Here is a 19,001-nt window from a genome sequence, read left to right as displayed (position 1 = left end):
TGCCGATGCAACGCAATAAATTGCCAGATAGATCCATTTTGGTAGTATGCCTGCTTCATTGCGCGCCGTGGCGAATTCCGCCTTCAGATTCGCTTTTTCATACTGTTTATAACCGTCGGAGTTAACTCAAGGATGCGATTAACGACGAAATTCTCAGCTTTTATCACGCTGCTCACGGGGTTAACGATCTTCGTGACTCTGATAGGTTGCTCGCTAAGCTTTTATAACGCCGTACAGTCTAAGTATGTCAGCCGTGTGCAGGCGGCGGCGACAGCCATTGATACGCACCTGGTGACCCATGATATTGTCTCGCTGACGCCGCAAATCGACGAGCTCATGATCGCTTCCGATATTGTGCGTGTCGATCTGTTGCAGGGGGAGCGCAGCGTCTACAGCCATTCTCGCGCCAGAGGTTATCGGCCAGCCGGCACCAGCGACATGTATCGCGAGCTGGTCGTACCGCTGATAAAACATCCAGGAATGTCGCTACGTCTGGTTTATCAGGACCCGATGGGTAACTATTTTCACTCACTGATCACCACGGCGCCGCTGACGCTGGCGATCGGTTTTATCGTTCTGATTTTGTTTTTATCGGTGCGCTGGCTGCAGCGGCAGCTTTCCGGGCAGGAGCTTCTGGAAATTCGCTCAACGCGTATTCTGAACGGCGAACGTGGGGCGAATGTCCGCGGTTCTGTTTACGAATGGCCAGCGCGCACCAGTAGCGCGCTTGATGTATTGCTTTCCGAAATTCAGTTTGCTCACGAACAGCGTAGTCGCCTGGACACCCTCATTCGCTCCTACGCCGCGCAGGACACCAAAACCGGACTCGGTAACCGTCTGTTCTTTGATAACCAACTGGCGACGCTGCTGGAAGATCAGGAAAAAGTGGGAGTGCATGGCGTGGTGATGATGATCCGCTTGCCAGACTTCAATCTTCTGCGCGACAGCCTGGGAGGCAATCAGGCGGAAGAGCAGATGTTTATGCTTATCAATCTGCTATCGACATTTATTATGCGTTACCCAGGCTCGCTGCTGGCGCGTTATCACCGCAGCGACTTTGCCGTGCTGCTACCGCATCGAACGCTGAAAGAAGCGGAAAGTATTGCCGGACAACTTTTAAAAGCTGTCGATGCGCTACCGGCTAACAAAATGCTCGATCGTGACGATATGGTACATATCGGCATTTGCGCCTGGCGCAGCGGACAGTCCACCGAGCAGGTGATGGAACATGCTGAAGCCGCGGCGCGGAATGCCGCCCTGCAGGGGGGAAATAGCTGGGCTATCTACGACGACACTCTGCCGGAAAAAGGGCGCGGCAATGTACGCTGGCGCACATTGATTGAGCAGATGCTGAACCGGGGCGGACCGCGACTTTATCAAAAACCAGCGGTCACGCGAGAAGGTCGTGTGCATCATCGGGAATTGATGTGTCGCATCTATGACGGTAAAGAAGAGGTGAGCTCGGCGGAGTATATGCCGATGGTGTTGCAATTTGGTTTATCGGAAGAGTATGACAGATTACAAATTAGCCGCCTGATTACGTTGCTGGGCTACTGGCCGGATGAAAATCTGGCAATGCAGTTGACGGTCGAGTCGCTGATTCGTCCGCGTTTTCAGCGCTGGTTGCGCGATACGTTAATGCAGTGTGAAAAATCACAGCGAAATCGCATAATTATTGAACTTGCGGAGGCAGATGTTTGTCAACACATCAGTCGGTTACAACCCATCCTTCGCTTAGTCAATGCGCTTGGCGTTCGGGTGGCGGTGACACAGGCGGGTTTGACGCTGGTTAGCACGAGCTGGATTAAAGCGCTCAATGTGGAATTACTCAAGCTGCATCCGAGTCTGGTCAGAAACATTGAGAAGCGAACGGAAAACCAGCTTCTGGTTCAAAGTCTGGTAGAGGCCTGCGCGGGTACGCCTACGCAGGTTTACGCGACGGGCGTCCGTTCGCGCGGCGAGTGGCAGACGCTGACAAAACGCGGCGTGGCTGGCGGGCAGGGTGATTTTTTTGCCTCCTCCCAACTACTTGACACAAACGTGAAAAAATATTCGCAAAGATACTCGGTTTAACCTGCCGTTTAATTTGTTTTCACGTAGAATAACGCGCGCTGCGCCTCATGGGGGTGTGCTTGTCTGCTCGCCAGATTGTTGCAGCAAATATGCAGGTGAATGACCTTTGACAGGTTGCAAACGAAGGCGAGGATTGCTGCTGATTTTTTCAGCCCTGAGGGACTCAGGCCGAGATTTGTAACAAAGGAAACGAACTGCACTAATTTTCACCGTAGCAGATGATTTTTGCGCCTTGTCGCTGCTGCGTGTGGTTGGTAAAGTAAGCGGATTTTGTTTTCCGCCCCAGCTTTCAGGATTATCCCTTAGTATGTTGAAAAAATTTCGTGGCATGTTTTCCAATGACCTGTCCATTGACCTGGGTACCGCGAATACCCTCATTTATGTAAAAGGACAAGGCATCGTATTGAATGAGCCTTCCGTTGTGGCCATTCGTCAGGATCGTGCCGGTTCGCCGAAAAGCGTGGCTGCAGTCGGTCATGATGCGAAGCAGATGCTGGGCCGTACGCCGGGCAATATCGCTGCGATCCGTCCGATGAAAGACGGCGTTATCGCTGACTTCTTTGTGACCGAAAAAATGCTGCAGCACTTTATTAAACAAGTGCATAGCAACAGCTTTATGCGCCCAAGCCCGCGCGTACTGGTATGCGTGCCGGTCGGCGCGACTCAGGTAGAACGCCGCGCGATTCGTGAATCCGCTCAGGGCGCAGGCGCCCGTGAAGTCTTTTTGATCGAAGAGCCGATGGCGGCCGCGATCGGCGCAGGTCTGCCAGTTTCTGAAGCAACCGGTTCAATGGTTGTGGATATCGGTGGTGGTACCACTGAAGTTGCCGTTATCTCCCTGAACGGCGTGGTTTACTCTTCTTCTGTCCGTATTGGTGGTGACCGCTTCGACGAAGCCATCATTAATTACGTTCGTCGTAACTACGGTTCTCTGATCGGTGAAGCCACCGCAGAACGTATTAAACACGAAATTGGTTCCGCTTATCCGGGCGACGAAGTCCGTGAGATCGAAGTGCGTGGCCGTAACCTGGCGGAAGGCGTTCCACGCGGCTTTACCCTGAACTCAAACGAGATTCTGGAAGCGTTGCAGGAACCGTTGACCGGTATCGTCAGCGCGGTAATGGTAGCGCTGGAACAGTGTCCGCCGGAGCTGGCGTCAGACATCTCCGAGCGCGGTATGGTGCTCACCGGCGGCGGCGCGCTGCTGCGTAACCTTGACCGTCTGTTAATGGAAGAGACGGGCATTCCTGTCGTGGTTGCTGAAGATCCGCTGACCTGTGTGGCGCGCGGCGGCGGCAAGGCGCTGGAAATGATCGATATGCACGGCGGCGACCTGTTCAGCGAAGAGTAGTTGGATACGGGCAGGATTATCCCTGGATTGTCCTGCCTCTCCGACGCGAGAATACGCATAGCCTATGAAGCCAATTTTTAGCCGTGGCCCGTCGCTACAGATTCGCCTTATTCTGGCGGTGCTGGTGGCGCTCGGCGTTATCATTGCCGACAGCCGCCTGGGGACGTTCAGTCAAATCCGAACGTACATGGACACTGCCGTCAGTCCTTTCTATTTTATTTCAAACGGCCCTCGTGAACTGCTCGACAGCGTGTCGCAAACGCTGGCTTCTCGCGACCAGCTTGAGCTGGAAAACCGGGCGCTGCGCCAGGAATTACTGCTAAAAAACAGCGACCTGCTGATGCTGGGGCAGTACAAACAGGAGAACGCGCGGTTGCGCGAGCTGCTGGGGTCGCCGCTGCGTCAGGACGAGCAGAAAATGGTGACGCAGGTTATTTCAACGGTTAACGATCCTTACAGCGATCAGGTCGTTATCGATAAAGGCAGCGTTAATGGCGTATATGAAGGTCAACCGGTCATTAGCGACAAAGGTGTCGTAGGGCAGGTTGTCGCCGTGGCGAAACTGACCAGCCGCGTGTTGCTGATTTGCGATGCGACTCATGCGCTGCCGATTCAGGTACTGCGCAATGACATCCGCGTGATTGCCGCCGGTAACGGCTGCACTGACGATCTTCAGCTTGAACATCTGCCCGCCAATACCGATATTCGCGTCGGCGATGTGCTGGTAACGTCCGGACTTGGTGGGCGTTTCCCGGAAGGGTATCCGGTGGCGGTGGTCTCCTCCGTCAAGCTGGACACTCAGCGCGCCTATACCGTCATTCAGGCACGTCCAACTGCGGGTTTGCAGCGTTTACGCTATCTGCTGCTGTTGTGGGGAGCCGATCGTAACGGCGCCAATCCGATGACGCCGGAAGAGGTTCACCGCGTCGCCAATGAGCGCCTGATGCAGATGATGCCGCAGGTGTTGCCTTCTCCGGATGCGATGGGGCCGCCGGCACCAGTGCCGGATCCGGCGACGGGGATTACTCAGCCATCTGCGGGCCAGACTGCGCCGGTATCAACGCAACCATCGCCTTCGGGCGCGACCACGCCGCCTGCGCGTGCGCCGGGAGGGTAATGGTGGCGAGCTATCGTAGCCAGGGGCGCTGGGTTATCTGGCTCTCGTTTCTTATTGCGCTGTTGCTGCAAATCATGCCCTGGCCGGACGACATCATTGTTTTCCGGCCAAACTGGGTTTTGCTCATCTTACTGTACTGGATTCTGGCCCTGCCGCACCGCGTAAATGTGGGGACGGGATTTGTGATGGGTGCCATACTTGATCTCATCAGCGGTTCCACACTTGGCGTGCGCGCTCTGTCGATGAGTATTGTCGCCTATCTGGTCGCTCTGAAATTCCAGCTCTTCCGTAACCTGGCGCTCTGGCAGCAGGCGCTGGTGGTAATGTTGCTTTCACTGGCCGTGGACATTATTGTTTTCTGGGCCGAGTTTTTAGTGATCAACGTCTCTTTCAGACCGGAAGTGTTCTGGAGTAGTGTAGTCAATGGCGTGCTGTGGCCCTGGCTCTTTTTGCTGATGCGTAAAGTACGCCAGCAGTTTGCTGTGCAATAAAGGTCGATATGACAACTCTGTATCTTGCTTCCGGTTCCCCGCGTCGCCAGGAATTATTGACTCAACTTGGATTTTCATTCGAGCAGGTCGTGCCTGGTATTGAAGAGCAACGGCGTGCTCAGGAAAGCGCGCAGCAGTATGTTGTTCGGCTGGCGCGCGAAAAGGCGCAGGCTGGCGTGGCGCTGGTTCCCCGTGATCTGCCGGTGTTGGGCGCGGATACGATAGTCGTGTTAAACGGCGAGGTGCTGGAAAAGCCGCGCGACGCCGCTCATGCCGCAGAAATGCTGCGTTTGCTTTCCGGAAATACGCATCAGGTGATGACTGCTGTTGCGCTTGCGGACTCGCAGCAGACGCTGGATTGTGTGGTGGTAACGGAGGTGACTTTCCGCACGCTTTCTGCGCAGGATATTACTGGCTATGTCGCCAGCGGCGAGCCTTTAGATAAAGCAGGTGCATACGGTATTCAGGGGCGGGGTGGCTGTTTTGTCAGGAAGATAAATGGCAGCTATCACGCCGTGGTCGGCTTACCGCTGGTTGAAACGTATGAGTTGTTGAGTCATTTTAACGCACTGCGTGATAAAAGGGATAAACATGACGGCTGAATTGTTGGTAAACGTAACGCCATCGGAAACGCGCGTGGCGTACATTGATGGCGGTATTCTTCAGGAAATCCATATTGAGCGCGAAGCGCGACGCGGAATCGTAGGCAATATCTACAAAGGTCGTGTAAGTCGTGTACTTCCAGGTATGCAGGCGGCTTTTGTAGATATTGGGCTGGATAAAGCCGCATTTCTTCATGCTTCCGACATTATGCCGCATACCGAATGCGTGGCGGGCGACGAGCAAAAACAGTTTACGGTGCGCGATATCTCCGAACTGGTGCGTCAGGGACAGGATCTGATGGTGCAGGTAGTGAAAGATCCGCTCGGCACGAAAGGCGCGCGTTTGACCACGGACATCACGTTGCCCTCCCGTTACCTTGTTTTTATGCCCGGGGCGTCACACGTTGGCGTTTCCCAGCGTATCGAAAGCGAAAGTGAACGCGAGCGCCTGAAAAAGGTGGTGGCGGAATACTGCGACGAACAGGGCGGGTTTATTATCCGTACTGCGGCGGAAGGCGTGTGTGAAGAGGATCTCGCGTCTGACGCCGCCTATCTCAAGCGCGTCTGGACGAAAGTCATGGAGCGCAAAAAGCGTCCGCAAACGCGCTACCAGATGTATGGTGAACTGGCGCTGGCGCAGCGCGTGCTGCGCGATTTCGCCGATGCGCAGTTGGACCGAATTCGCGTCGACTCACGTCTGACCTATGAGTCGCTGCTGGAGTTTACCGCAGAATACATCCCGGAAATGACCAGTAAGCTGGAGCATTACAGTGGCCATCAGCCGATCTTCGATCTTTATGACGTGGAAAATGAAATCCAGCGCGCGCTGGAGCGTAAGGTTGAACTCAAGTCCGGCGGTTATCTGATTATCGACCAAACCGAAGCGATGACGACGGTAGATATCAATACCGGCGCGTTTGTCGGACACCGTAATCTCGACGACACCATTTTTAATACCAATATTGAAGCGACTCAGGCCATTGCCCGCCAGCTACGCCTGCGTAATCTGGGCGGCATTATCATTATCGATTTTATCGACATGAATAATGAAGATCATCGCCGCCGGGTGCTGCATTCGCTGGAACAGGCGTTAAGTAAGGATCGCGTGAAAACCAGTATTAACGGTTTTTCGCCGCTGGGGCTGGTGGAAATGACCCGTAAACGGACTCGTGAAAGCGTGGAACATGTGCTTTGTAACGAGTGTCCAACCTGTCATGGCCGCGGGACGGTAAAAACGGTGGAAACCGTCTGCTATGAGATCATGCGTGAAATTGTACGTGTTCATCACGCTTATGACTCCGATCGCTTCCTGGTTTATGCTTCTCCTGCGGTGGCGGAAGCGCTGAAAGGCGAAGAATCACACGCGCTGGCGGAAGTCGAAATCTTTGTCGGCAAACAGGTTAAAGTTCAGGTCGAACCGCTTTATAACCAGGAGCAGTTTGACGTCGTAATGATGTAATTGAGTAGTAGCACCAGCGCATGTAGGCCGGATAAGGCGCAAGCGCCGCCATCCGGCAATATACCTTCAAGGGGTGTGAGTCGTATTTTTTGGCAGACAAGGAGAGACGCGTGAGGCGATTGCCGGGGATTTTATTGCTCACTGGAGCCGCGCTCATCGTCATTGCAGCGCTGCTGGTTAGCGGGTTGCGCCTGGCGTTGCCTCATCTTGACGCCTGGCGTCCAGCTATCCTGAATAAGATTGAGTCTGTGACCGGCGTGCCGGTGGCCGCTAGCCAACTCTCCGCAAGCTGGCAAAATTTTGGCCCTACGCTGGAAGCGCATAATATTCATGCCGCCCTGAAAGATGGCGGCGAACTGTCGATAAAACGCGTTACGTTGGCGCTGGACGTCTGGCAAAGCCTGTTGCATATGCGCTGGCAGTTTCGCGACCTGACCTTCTGGCAACTCAATTTCCGCACCAACACGCCTCTTCAAAGCAGCGACGGCGAAGGCATCGAAACCAGCCGTTTAAGCGATCTTTTCCTGCGTCAGTTCGATCATTTCGATCTGCGCGATAGCCAAATCAGTTTTCTGACGCTTTCCGGACAACGCGCGGAGCTGGCGATCCCACAGCTTACCTGGCTAAACGGCAAAGAGCGGCACCGCGCCGAAGGCGAGGTCAGTCTCTCCAGCCTGACCGGGCAGCACGGCGTGATGCAGGTGCGGATGGATTTACGCGATGACGACGGTTTGCTGAATAACGGCAGAGTCTGGTTACAGGCCGACGATATTGACGTCAAGCCGTGGCTGGGCAAATGGATGCAGGATAATGTGGCGCTCCAGACGGCGCGTTTCAGTCTGGAAGGCTGGATGACGCTCAGCAAAGGCGAAATCGCCGGAGGAGACGTCTGGCTGAAACAGGGCGGCGCAAGCTGGCTGGGTGATAACACGACGCACACGCTGTCTGTCGATAACCTGACGGCGCAGATTAGCCGCGAGCAGCCGGGCTGGCAGTTTTATATTCCGGACACACGGATTACGCTTGATGGTAAACCCTGGCCGAGCGGAGCCTTAACCGTGGCCTGGCTCCCGCAGCAGGATGTCGGCGGCGAGAATCACACACGTAGCGATGAACTACGCATTCGCGCCAGTAATCTTGAACTGGCGGGGCTGGAAGCATTACGTCCGCTGGCGGCTAAACTGTCGCCTGTGCTGGGCGAAATATGGCAGGCTACGCAGCCGAGCGGAAAGATCGCCACACTGGCGCTGGATATTCCGCTACAGGCGACCGAAAAAACGCGTTTTCAGGCATCGTGGGAAAATCTTGCCTGGAAACAGTGGAAGCTGTTGCCCGGCGCGGAACATTTTTCCGGTACGCTGGCGGGAAGCGTAGAAGACGGGCAGATGAAGGTTGTGATGCAGCAGGCTAAAATGCCCTATGAAACCGTTTTTCGCGCGCCGCTGGAAATTGAAAACGGCGTCGCGACGCTTAGCTGGTTGAAGAATGAGAACGGCTTTCAGCTTGATGGCCGCGACATTGACGTCAAAGCAAAGGCGGTACATGCGCGCGGCGGGTTCCGCTATCTGCAACCGACGGGCGACGAACCGTGGCTGGGCATTCTGGCCGGCATCAGTACCGACGATGGATCTCAGGCGTGGCGCTATTTTCCGGAAAACCTGATGGGCAAAGCGCTGGTCGATTACCTTAGCGGCGCGATTCAGGGCGGCGAGGCGGATAACGCCACGTTGGTTTACGGTGGTAACCCGCACCTCTTTCCCTATAAGCATAACGAAGGTCAGTTTGAAGTGCTGGTGCCGCTGCGCAATGCGACGTTTGCTTTTCAACCCGACTGGCCGGCGCTAAAAAATCTCAACATTGAACTGGATTTCCTGAACGACGGCCTGTGGATGCGTTCGGATAGCGTCGATTTGGGCGGGGTGAAGGCCAGCAAACTCGCGGCGGCGATTCCGGATTATTCCAAAGAGAAACTGCTCATTGATGCCGATATTAACGGGCCGGGAAAAGCCGTTGGGCCTTATTTCGACGAGACGCCGCTAAAAGACTCGCTTGGCTCGACGCTGGCGGAGCTCCAATTAGATGGCGATGTGAATGCTCGCTTACATCTTGATATTCCGCTGGATGGCGAACAGGTTACCGCCGAGGGCGATGTCTCGTTGCGTAATAACAGTCTGTTTATTAAGCCGCTAAACAGCACGCTCAAAAATCTGAACGGTAAATTCAGCTTTGTGAATGGCGCGCTAAAAAGCGGGCCGCTGACGGCAAACTGGTTTAATCAGCCGCTTAACCTGGATTTCAGTACGACGGAAGGGGCAAAAGCCTATCAGGTCGCCGTCAACCTGAACGGTAACTGGCAGCCAACGCGTATGGGCGTCTTACCGCCGCAACTGAATGACGCCCTGAGCGGCAGCGTGACGTGGAATGGTAAAGTCGGCATCGATCTTCCGTATCACGCTGACACCACTTATCACATCGAGCTGAACGGCGATCTGAGAAATGTGAGCAGTCACTTACCTTCTCCGCTAAATAAACCCGCAGGCGAAGCCATTCCGGTGAACATTCAGGCTGACGGCAACCTGAAAAGTTTTACGCTAACGGGGAGCGCAGGGAGTAAAAATCACTTTAACAGCCGCTGGTTATTAAATCAGAAGCTGACGTTGGATCGGGCTATCTGGACGACGGACAGCCGGACGATTCCGCCATTACCTGCTCAACAAGGCGTTGAGCTCAATCTGCCGGCGCTGGATGGCGCGCAGTGGCTGGCGTTATTCCAGAAAGGCGCGGCGGATAACGTGAGCAGTTCGGCCGAGTTTCCTCAACGCGTCACGTTGCGTACTCCCGCGCTATCGCTGGGCGGCCAGCAGTGGAACAATTTGAGCGTCGTTTCAGCCCCCTCGCTGAACGGAACAAAAATTGAAGCGCAGGGCCGTGAGGTGAACGCTACGCTGCTCATGCGCAACCATGCGCCGTGGCTGGCGAACATTAAGTACCTTTACTACAACCCTGGCGTCGCAAAAACGCACGCCTCGTCACCCACGCCGACATCGCCGTTGGCTTCGGCGAACACGATTAGCTTCCGCGGCTGGCCGGACTTACAGCTTCGCTGCGAAGAGTGCTGGCTGTGGGGGCAAAAATATGGGCGTATTGATGGCGATTTCGCCATCAAAGGCAATACGCTGACTCTGGCGAATGGCCTGATCGATACCGGATTCGCCCGTTTGAAAGCGAACGGCGAGTGGGTGAATGCGCCGGGTAATGAACGAACCTCGCTGAAAGGTAGTCTGCATGGTAGTAACCTCGACACGGCAGCCGGGTTCTTCGGTATCTCGACGCCAATCCAGAACGCGTCTTTTAACGTAGATTACGATCTGCACTGGCGAAACCCGCCCTGGCAACCTGAGGAAGCCACGCTCAACGGGATTTTACGTACGCGTCTGGGCAAAGGCGAGTTTACTGATCTCAGTAGCGGTCATGCCGGACAGCTACTGCGGCTGCTCAGTTTTGATGCGTTGCTGCGTAAGCTGCGGTTTGACTTCAGAGATACCTTTAGCGAGGGCTTCTATTTCGACTCTATTCATAGTACCGCGTGGATTAAAGATGGCGTCCTGCATACTGACGATACGCTGGTGGATGGGCTGGAAGCGGATATTGCAATGAAAGGTTCTGTTGATCTGGTGCGTCGTCGTCTTGATATGGAGGCCGTTGTCGCGCCGGAAATTTCCGCCACCGTGGGCGTCGCTGCCGCGTTTGCCGTTAACCCGATTGTCGGCGCGGCGGTATTTGCCGCCAGTAAAGTGTTGGGGCCGCTATGGAGCAAGGTCTCCATTTTGCGTTATCGCATTACCGGTCCGGTCGATGCGCCGCAGATCAACGAAGTTCTGCGCCAACCGAGAAAAGAAAGCCAGCAATGATTTGACGGGGGCGAGGAATTGCCCCACTCTCAGTAAATAGTCATGCCGGACGGCGCTGCGTTTATCCGGTTTGTACAATCTAACAACGTAGTCCGGATAAGGCGTGAACCGCCATCCGGCAGAAATCAACGAGTAGCAAAAACGATGAGTCTGAACCTGGTAAGTGAACAATTGCTAGCGGCGAATGGCCTGAACCATCAGGATCTGTTCGCTATTTTGGGCCAACTGGCCGAACGCCGTCTTGATTATGGCGACCTCTATTTTCAGTCGAGCTATCACGAATCCTGGGTTTTAGAAGACCGCATCATTAAAGATGGTTCATATAATATCGACCAGGGCGTTGGCGTTCGCGCCATTAGCGGCGAAAAAACCGGTTTTGCTTATGCTGACCAGATAAGCCTCCTGGCGCTGGAGCAGAGTGCGCAGGCAGCGCGAACCATTGTACGCGAGAACGGCGAAGGCAAGGTAAAAACGCTCGCCGCCGTAGCGCATCAGCCGCTCTACACCACCCTTGATCCGCTACAAAGTATGAGCCGCGAAGAGAAGCTGGATATCCTCAGACGCGTTGATAAAGCGGCGCGAGAAGCCGATAAACGCGTGCAGGAAGTTAACGCCAGCCTGACCGGCGTATATGAATTAATCCTCGTGGCGGCGACCGACGGGACGCTGGCGGCGGATGTCCGTCCACTGGTGCGGTTGTCCGTTAGCGTGCAGGTGGAAGAAGACGGTAAACGCGAGCGCGGCGCCAGCGGCGGCGGCGGTCGCTTTGGTTATGAGTATTTTCTTGCCGATCTCGACGGCGAGGTTCGCGCCGACGCGTGGGCGAAAGAAGCGGTACGCATGGCGCTGGTTAATCTCTCCGCGGTCGCTGCGCCAGCGGGGACGTTACCGGTGGTTCTGGGCGCCGGGTGGCCGGGCGTATTGCTGCACGAAGCGGTCGGGCACGGGCTGGAAGGTGATTTCAACCGTCGTGGGACGTCTGTGTTTAGCGGTCAGATCGGCGAGCAGGTTGCCTCCGCGCTTTGCACCGTAGTGGATGACGGCACAATGATGAACCGTCGTGGCTCCGTTGCTATCGATGATGAAGGTACGCCAGGCCAGTACAACGTATTGATTGAAAATGGCGTGCTGAAAGGATACATGCAGGACAAGCTGAACGCGCGCCTGATGGGCGCTGCGCCGACCGGTAACGGGCGTCGCGAATCTTACGCGCATCTGCCAATGCCGCGTATGACGAATACCTATATGTTGGCGGGGCAGTCAACGCCGCAGGAAATTATCGAATCCGTTGAATACGGCATCTATGCGCCTAACTTTGGCGGTGGTCAGGTGGATATCACCTCCGGCAAGTTTGTGTTCTCTACCTCGGAAGCGTATCTGATTGAAAACGGCAAAGTCACGACGCCGGTGAAGGGCGCGACGTTGATTGGATCAGGCATTGAAACGATGCAACAGATCTCCATGGTCGGCAACGACCTTAAGCTGGATAACGGGGTGGGGGTTTGCGGTAAAGAGGGTCAAAGTCTGCCGGTAGGCGTAGGCCAGCCGACGCTGAAAGTCGATAACCTGACGGTTGGCGGCACCGCATAACTCTCCGCCTTATCAGGCCTGTGGTGTGTGCCGCCCAGGCCTGATAAGCGCAGCGCCATCAGGCAATGTCTGCGTCGGGTGGCATCTGGCTACAATCGTCTTCAGCAATTACCCGGTGTTTTTATTTTTCTTTCCCTCGCCCGTGCATCCCCTGAAACAGGTGTGCGACATCGACAAAATAGTCAGTTAACGCGTTAATCACTACCTGCACTTTAAGCGGCAGCTTATCTTTTTCGGTGTACAGCGCGTACACCGGACGGGGATCGGACTGATAGCGAGGCAGCAGGATCTCCAGATCGCCACGATTGATCTCATCGATCACCCACATCAGCGGCACATAGGCGATTCCGGTTCCGGCGGTCAGCCAGCGTACCAGCGTCATCGGATCGTTAGTGACGAACCGCCCCTGTGGAATCAGTCGGGTAGAAATTCCTTCCGGCGCGATAAGTTCAAACTCATTATCCGGGCGCACGCTATATTCCAGCCAGGAATGGCTACTGAGATCGGCGGGTTTTTCCGGGACGCCGTACTGAGCGAGGTAGGGCTTGGCGGCGCACACAACCATCGGCATCGCGCCGAGTCGACGGGAAAACAGGCTGGAGTCTTGCAGCGCGCCCACGCGGATCACCACGTCCAGCCCGTCGGCAATTAAATCCGGGGCCGGAATTCCTGTCACCAGATTGACCGCCAGACCGGGATACTCTTTTAATAATTTTGCGGTAAGCCCGGCCAGCACATTTTGCGCCATGGTTGAAGAACAGCCGATACGCAATGTACCGATAGGCGTGTTATTAAAAGCGTAAAGCTGCTCATGAACATCCTGCACTTCATGCAGCATACGACGACAGCCCTGATAATAGATTTTTCCAGCTTCGGTGAGCCCAATGCTGCGTGTGCTGCGGTTGAGCAATTTAACCTGAAGCTCATCTTCCAGTTTCGCCACAGTCTGGCTGATGGACGATACGCTCATTTGCAGCTGTCTGGCTGCGGCGGTAAAAGAGCCAAACTCGACAACTTTGGCGAATACCGACATTCGTTTTAATCGTTCCATTATTCACTCTGGCTTAAAAGTGATTTAGATCACATAATATAGATAACAGCATAACAATTACGTTAATATACTATTATTCGAATAAGAGCTATGTCGCTCTCGCCTGGCGTCTCTTGCCCTTCTCTGCGGCGATGTAGCTTAACAATCTATCGCCTGCTCTCTCTCAGAAATCAAGGTCAACATGAGTCTGTTTCCCGTTATCGTGGTGTTTGGTCTTTCCTTCCCACCGATATTTTTCGAATTGCTTTTGTCACTGGCTATTTTTTGGCTGGTGCGTCGGATGCTTGTGCCGACGGGTATCTATGATTTTGTCTGGCATCCGGCTCTGTTCAATACCGCGCTGTATTGTTGTCTGTTTTATTTAATATCGCGCCTGTTCGTTTGAGGTTGAAGTGAAAACACTAACAAGAAAACTCTCCCGTACGGCCATTACCCTCGTACTGGTTATTCTGGCCTTTATCGCCATTTTCCGCGCCTGGGTGTATTACACCGAATCTCCCTGGACGCGCGACGCGCGTTTTAGCGCCGATGTCGTCGCTATTGCCCCGGATGTCGCGGGCCTGATTACCCATGTAAACGTGCATGATAACCAACTGGTGAAAAAGGATCAGGTCCTGTTTACCATCGATCAGCCACGCTATCAAAAAGCGCTGGCGGAAGCGGAAGCTGATGTAGCCTATTATCAGGTCCTGGCGCAGGAAAAACGCCAGGAAGCCAGTCGCCGTAATCGCCTCGGCGTACAGGCGATGTCCCGGGAAGAGATCGATCAGGCGAACAATGTCTTGCAGACTGTACTGCATCAACTGGCTAAAGCCCAGGCGACGCGCGACCTGGCTAAACTCGATCTGGAGCGCACCGTCATTCGCGCGCCTGCCGACGGCTGGGTGACTAACCTCAATGTTTATGCCGGTGAATTTATTACCCGCGGTTCCACAGCCGTCGCCCTGGTGAAAAAGAACTCTTTTTACGTGCAGGCCTATATGGAAGAGACCAAGCTGGAAGGCGTGCGTCCGGGATATCGTGCCGAAATCACGCCGCTTGGCAGCAACCGGGTATTAAAAGGTACCGTCGATAGCGTGGCGGCAGGGGTAACGAATGCCAGCAGTACCAGCGATGCGAAAGGGATGGCGACGATAGACTCTAACCTCGAATGGGTGCGTCTGGCCCAGCGTGTTCCGGTGCGCATCCGGCTTGACGAGCAGCAGGGAAATTTGTGGCCTGCCGGTACGACGGCAACCGTCGTGATCACCGGTAAGCAGGATCGTGACGCAAGCCAGGACTCCTTCTTCCGTAAACTGGCGCACCGGCTGCGCGAATTCGGTTAATCGTCATGGGCATTTTCTCCATTGCCAACCAGCACATTCGTTTTGCGGTAAAGCTGGCGTGCGCCATTGTGCTGGCATTATTTATCGGCTTCCATTTTCAACTGGAGACGCCGCGTTGGGCGGTGCTGACCGCCGCGATCGTGGCGGCAGGCCCGGCATTTGCCGCCGGCGGGGAACCCTATTCCGGCGCTATCCGTTATCGCGGAATGTTGCGTATTATCGGGACGTTTATTGGCTGTATCGCCGCGCTTATCATTATTATCTCTATGATCCGCGCGCCGCTATTGATGATTCTGGTGTGCTGTGTCTGGGCCGGTTTTTGTACCTGGATCTCCTCTTTAGTACGGATCGAAAACTCTTATGCGTGGGGACTGTCAGGTTATACTGCGCTGATCATTGTGATTACCATTCAGACGGAGCCGCTGCTCACGCCGCAATTTGCGCTTGAGCGCTGTAGCGAAATCGTCATCGGCATTGGCTGCGCTATTTTAGCGGATCTGCTTTTCTCGCCGCGATCGATAAAGCAGGAGGTTGATCGCGAACTGGACAGTTTACTGGTAGCGCAATATCAGCTAATGCAACTTTGTATTAAGCATGGCGACAGCGAAGAAGTTGACAACGCCTGGGGCGATCTGGTGCGACGCACGGCGGCGCTGGAGGGGATGCGAAGTAATCTGAATATGGAATCTTCGCGCTGGGTACGCGCTAACCGCCGCCTGAAAGCGTTGAATACGCTTTCGCTCACGCTGATTACGCAATCCTGTGAAACTTATCTTATTCAAAACACGCGGCCGGAACTGATTACCGATACATTCCGGGAACTGTTCGAGACGCCGGTTGAAACGGTACAGGACGTCCACAGGCAGTTAAAACGGATGCGGCGTGTCATTGTCTGGACCGGCGAGCGCGAAACGCCCGTCACGCTTTATAGCTGGGTAGGCGCTGCGACGCGCTATCTGCTGCTTAAACGCGGCGTGATCAGCAACACCAAAATCAGCGCGACGGAAGAAGAGATCCTGCAAGGCGAGCCCGTAGTTAAAGTGGAATCCGCTGAACGCCACCATGCGATGGTGAACTTCTGGCGCACCACGCTTTCCTGCATTCTGGGGACATTATTCTGGCTATGGACCGGCTGGACATCGGGTAATGGCGCGATGGTGATGATTGCCGTGGTGACCTCGCTGGCGATGCGTTTACCCAATCCGCGCATGGTCTGCATTGATTTTATTTATGGCACTCTGGCGGCGTTGCCGCTGGGATTGCTCTATTTCCTGGTGATTATTCCCAATACGCAGCAAAGTATGCTGTTGTTATGTTTGAGCCTGGCGGTATTGGGGTTCTTTATCGGCATTGAGGTCCAGAAACGGCGTCTGGGGTCGATGGGGGCGCTGGCCAGTACGATTAACATTATTGTGTTGGATAATCCGATGACGTTCCATTTCAGCCAGTTCCTCGACAGCGCGTTGGGGCAAATTGTTGGCTGTATGCTGGCGTTTATCGTCATCCTGCTGGTGCGTGATAAATCCAAAGATCGAACCGGTCGCGTGCTGCTTAATCAGTTTGTTTCCGCTGCGGTCTCGGCAATGACGACCAACGTGGTACGTCGTAAAGAAAACCGTCTGCCTGCGTTATATCAGCAACTCTTTTTGCTGATGAATAAATTCCCTGGCGATTTGCCGAAGTTTCGCCTGGCGCTAACGATGATCATTGCTCATCAACGTCTGCGCGACGCGCCGATACCGGTTAATGAAGATCTGTCAGTGTTCCACCGTCAACTTCGTCGTACCGCAGACCATGTTATTTCCGCCGGAAGCGATGATAAACGGCGACGCTACTTTGGTCAGTTGCTGGATGAGCTGGATATCTATCAGGAGAAATTACGTATCTGGGAGGCGCCGCCGCAGGTGACGGAACCGGTTAAACGCCTGACGGGCATGTTACATAAATACCAGAACGCGCTTACCGATAGCTAACCCACAAGAACCGATGCCAAAAGCGTCGGTTTTTTTATGACTATACTTATTTGAGATACAAAAACAGCGCAAGAGTGCTCCGGGGCTAAAAGCGTTTCTGGAAGTGAAACCTCTGCATAATGATGCTTAGTAGTAAAACAGACAATTGTCTGTCGGGGATGGTGGCTGGCTATGAATGTCTATACTTTTGATTTTAATGATATTAAAAACCAAAGCGATTTTTATCGCGAGTTTACGCAGACGTTTGGTCTTGCCAGTGAGAAAGTAAGCGATCTTGATACATTATGGGATGCGGTAATGAGCGATACCTTACCCCTACCGCTAGAGATTGAGTTTGTTCACCTGCCTGATAAACTGCGCAGGCGCTACGGGGCGCTGATTTTACTCTTTGATGAAGCGGAAGAAGAGCTGGAGGGGCGGCTACGGTTTAATGTCCGGCATTGAAAAAGCATAAAAAAGCCCCCGACAGGCGGGGGCAAGTCGTCGGGTTAGACGACGAGGGTTTACTTATACAACTCGGCGGTGGCGTGCCAGTTATCACCTTCTTTTAATTCGATGATGCGATAGCTATTAGCGCCTGCTTTTTCGGCTTTAGCGACGATCTCCTGGCGCATATCCATTGGCGTACTGCCAATCTGCGAGACGGAAATGGTGCCCATCGGTTGCAGATTCTGCGCCTGTTCCGCGTTGACCTGGTGTACTGCGGCATTTGCGCCGAAAGAGAGCAGAGTGGCCAGGCCGAGTGATGCGATAATGTATTTCGTTTTCATGGTCTTTTATTCCTTTATAGGGTCAACCTCGCGGATTAATGGGCTTTTCTTATGCGATATCTCCGCGAAGTAACGACACGTTATATGCGATGGCAGGTGAATTTTATTTGTACAGTTCGGCAGTGGCGTGCCAGTTGCTGCCGCTACGCGCTTCGGTAATGTGGTAGGCCGTAGCGCCTTGTTCATCCGCTTTTTTGCTCAGCATGGCGTTCATATCCATAGGCGATGAGCCGATAGCGCTGACTGAAACCGATCCGATTGCTTCACGATTTTGCGCTTGCTCTGCGCTGATAGGTTCTGCGGCGAAAGCGCCAAAAGAGAGAACGGACAGAATACTTAATGTTGCAACAGTGGTTTTGATTTTCATGATTTTTACCTCGTCGAATTCCTTTACTGGGGTCTTTGTTTCGTGACCCTCATCACAAAATTAAGTATACACTAATCACGTGATTAATTAATACCACGCTAATTGTTTCTGCTTTTTAAAGACATTAAAAATTTTATTTTTTATAACGTTATGGAATTAAAATTGCTGTTTTTCGCCGCTGTCATTTAAAAAATGAAATAAAATCAATGTCTTAATAAATTTGACATTTTGTGCGTTTTTTGATTTGTCATTCATGTGGTGAATGTTTAAGGGCATGATTTGCCAAATGATAGCCGTACAGGAAAGCGGCGAGGGGAGGGGACAAAAAGGTGCCTCCGCCGTACGACGACGGAGGAAGTGGGACTAAAGCTCTTGTTCAAAAAGTTCCAGAATGGCTTCGTACAGATCTCTTACGGAAAAGCCGCTGGCAGGCGTAGTGAAGATAGTATCGTCGCCGGCAATCGTGCCGAGAATACCTTCTGCTTTCCCCAGTGAATCCAGCAGGCGCGCGATGAGTTGTGCCGCGCCGGGGCTGGTATGAATCACCACGACAGCGTCGTTATAGTCGATATCCAGCACCAGATTTTTCAACGGACTGGATGTTGTTGGGACGCCCAGTTCAGCCGGAAGACAGTACACCATTTCCATTTTTGCGTTACGTGTACGCACTGCGCCGAACTTAGTCAACATGCGCGAGACCTTGGACTGATTGATATTTTCAAAGCCCTGATCCTGCAACGCGAGGACGATTTCGCCCTGTGAGCTGAATTTTTCTTCTTTGAGGAGCGCTTTAAACGCTCTTACTAGTTCTTCTTGTTTAGCCGAGCTTCGCATAAGTCACCCGTAATATGGCGGTAGAAACAACATTATTGTGCATACAGATGAATTTTTATGCAAACAGTCTGCCTTGTTTAAGGCTGA

Annotated in this window: 16 protein-coding genes; 12 read left to right on the top strand and 4 right to left on the bottom strand. The window is 53.7% G+C overall.

The genetic code is table 11. From position 1 onward, the window contains the following. Positions 1 to 132: 132 nt before the first annotated feature. The 8 genes from csrD to tldD all read left to right on the top strand — a co-directional run bounded on the left by csrD (position 133) and on the right by tldD (position 12,594). Positions 133 to 2,073: an RNase E specificity factor CsrD gene (gene csrD / locus NA389_RS16930; protein WP_001241372.1), complete on the top strand. Its 1,941-nt coding sequence runs from the start codon at positions 133 to 135 to the stop codon at positions 2,071 to 2,073. A gap of 307 nt (positions 2,074 to 2,380) precedes the next feature. Further along, on the top strand, positions 2,381 to 3,424 hold the full coding sequence (gene mreB / locus NA389_RS16925) for a rod shape-determining protein MreB (protein ID WP_000913396.1): 1,044 nt from the start codon (positions 2,381 to 2,383) through the stop codon (positions 3,422 to 3,424). Between the two features lie 64 nt (positions 3,425 to 3,488). Next, positions 3,489 to 4,541 (top strand): rod shape-determining protein MreC, encoded by a 1,053-nt coding sequence (gene mreC, locus NA389_RS16920; protein WP_000802538.1) that lies wholly within the window; start codon positions 3,489 to 3,491, stop codon positions 4,539 to 4,541. A gap of 2 nt (positions 4,542 to 4,543) precedes the next feature. Next, a complete protein-coding gene (mreD, locus tag NA389_RS16915) occupies positions 4,544 to 5,032 on the top strand; it encodes a rod shape-determining protein MreD (protein WP_000179403.1) in 489 nt (162 codons plus the stop codon). 8 nt (positions 5,033 to 5,040) lie between these two features. Further along, a complete protein-coding gene (locus NA389_RS16910) occupies positions 5,041 to 5,634 on the top strand; it encodes a Maf family protein (protein ID WP_000210308.1) in 594 nt (197 codons plus the stop codon). Next, a complete protein-coding gene (gene rng, locus NA389_RS16905; protein ID WP_000123188.1) occupies positions 5,624 to 7,093 on the top strand; it encodes a ribonuclease G in 1,470 nt (489 codons plus the stop codon). Before NA389_RS16910 ends, rng begins: the two co-directional genes overlap by 11 nt. A gap of 110 nt (positions 7,094 to 7,203) precedes the next feature. Beyond that, a complete protein-coding gene (yhdP, locus tag NA389_RS16900; RefSeq protein ID WP_001253508.1) occupies positions 7,204 to 11,004 on the top strand; it encodes an AsmA2 domain-containing protein YhdP in 3,801 nt (1,266 codons plus the stop codon). 144 nt (positions 11,005 to 11,148) lie between these two features. After that, complete coding sequence (gene tldD, locus NA389_RS16895; protein WP_000055936.1) at positions 11,149 to 12,594, top strand: metalloprotease TldD; 1,446 nt, start codon at positions 11,149 to 11,151, stop codon at positions 12,592 to 12,594. Between the two features lie 121 nt (positions 12,595 to 12,715). On the opposite strand, the gene aaeR is transcribed toward tldD, so the two are convergent. Further along, entirely contained in the window at positions 12,716 to 13,645 is a 930-nt protein-coding gene (gene aaeR / locus NA389_RS16890; RefSeq protein ID WP_000440300.1) for an HTH-type transcriptional activator AaeR, read from the bottom strand. Between the two features lie 181 nt (positions 13,646 to 13,826). Between aaeR and aaeX the strand changes: the two genes are divergently transcribed. The 4 genes from aaeX (at position 13,827) to NA389_RS16870 (ending at position 17,387) form a co-directional block, all read left to right on the top strand. Beyond that, on the top strand, positions 13,827 to 14,030 hold the full coding sequence (aaeX, locus tag NA389_RS16885) for a p-hydroxybenzoic acid efflux pump operon protein AaeX (RefSeq protein WP_000051840.1): 204 nt from the start codon (positions 13,827 to 13,829) through the stop codon (positions 14,028 to 14,030). 7 nt (positions 14,031 to 14,037) lie between these two features. After that, positions 14,038 to 14,970, top strand: coding sequence for a p-hydroxybenzoic acid efflux pump subunit AaeA (gene aaeA / locus NA389_RS16880; RefSeq protein WP_000855138.1), 933 nt, complete (start codon positions 14,038 to 14,040; stop codon positions 14,968 to 14,970). A 5-nt stretch (positions 14,971 to 14,975) separates the two neighbouring features. Beyond that, positions 14,976 to 16,943 (top strand): p-hydroxybenzoic acid efflux pump subunit AaeB, encoded by a 1,968-nt coding sequence (aaeB, locus tag NA389_RS16875; protein WP_000510913.1) that lies wholly within the window; start codon positions 14,976 to 14,978, stop codon positions 16,941 to 16,943. 171 nt (positions 16,944 to 17,114) lie between these two features. Further along, positions 17,115 to 17,387 carry a barstar family protein gene (locus tag NA389_RS16870; RefSeq protein ID WP_001103888.1) on the top strand — a complete coding sequence of 91 codons (273 nt, stop codon included), beginning with the start codon at positions 17,115 to 17,117 and terminating at the stop codon, positions 17,385 to 17,387. Between the two features lie 59 nt (positions 17,388 to 17,446). On the opposite strand, the gene yhcN-B is transcribed toward NA389_RS16870, so the two are convergent. From yhcN-B to argR, 3 genes are all read right to left on the bottom strand, one after another. Then, positions 17,447 to 17,713 (bottom strand): DUF1471 family stress response protein YhcN-B, encoded by a 267-nt coding sequence (gene yhcN-B, locus NA389_RS16865; RefSeq protein ID WP_000853277.1) that lies wholly within the window; start codon positions 17,711 to 17,713, stop codon positions 17,447 to 17,449. 103 nt (positions 17,714 to 17,816) lie between these two features. After that, positions 17,817 to 18,080 carry a peroxide/acid stress response protein YhcN gene (gene yhcN, locus NA389_RS16860; protein WP_000695693.1) on the bottom strand — a complete coding sequence of 88 codons (264 nt, stop codon included), beginning with the start codon at positions 18,078 to 18,080 and terminating at the stop codon, positions 17,817 to 17,819. A gap of 363 nt (positions 18,081 to 18,443) precedes the next feature. Next, positions 18,444 to 18,914 (bottom strand): transcriptional regulator ArgR, encoded by a 471-nt coding sequence (gene argR / locus NA389_RS16855; RefSeq protein WP_001257852.1) that lies wholly within the window; start codon positions 18,912 to 18,914, stop codon positions 18,444 to 18,446. Positions 18,915 to 19,001 lie beyond the last annotated feature (87 nt).

This window comes from Salmonella sp. NW645 (assembly GCF_051703725.1).
In the GTDB taxonomy this organism is placed as follows: Bacteria; Pseudomonadota; Gammaproteobacteria; order Enterobacterales; family Enterobacteriaceae; genus Salmonella; species Salmonella enterica.
Note: the sequence above shows the minus strand (reverse complement) of the source record. Positions and strands in the feature narration are given on the sequence as shown.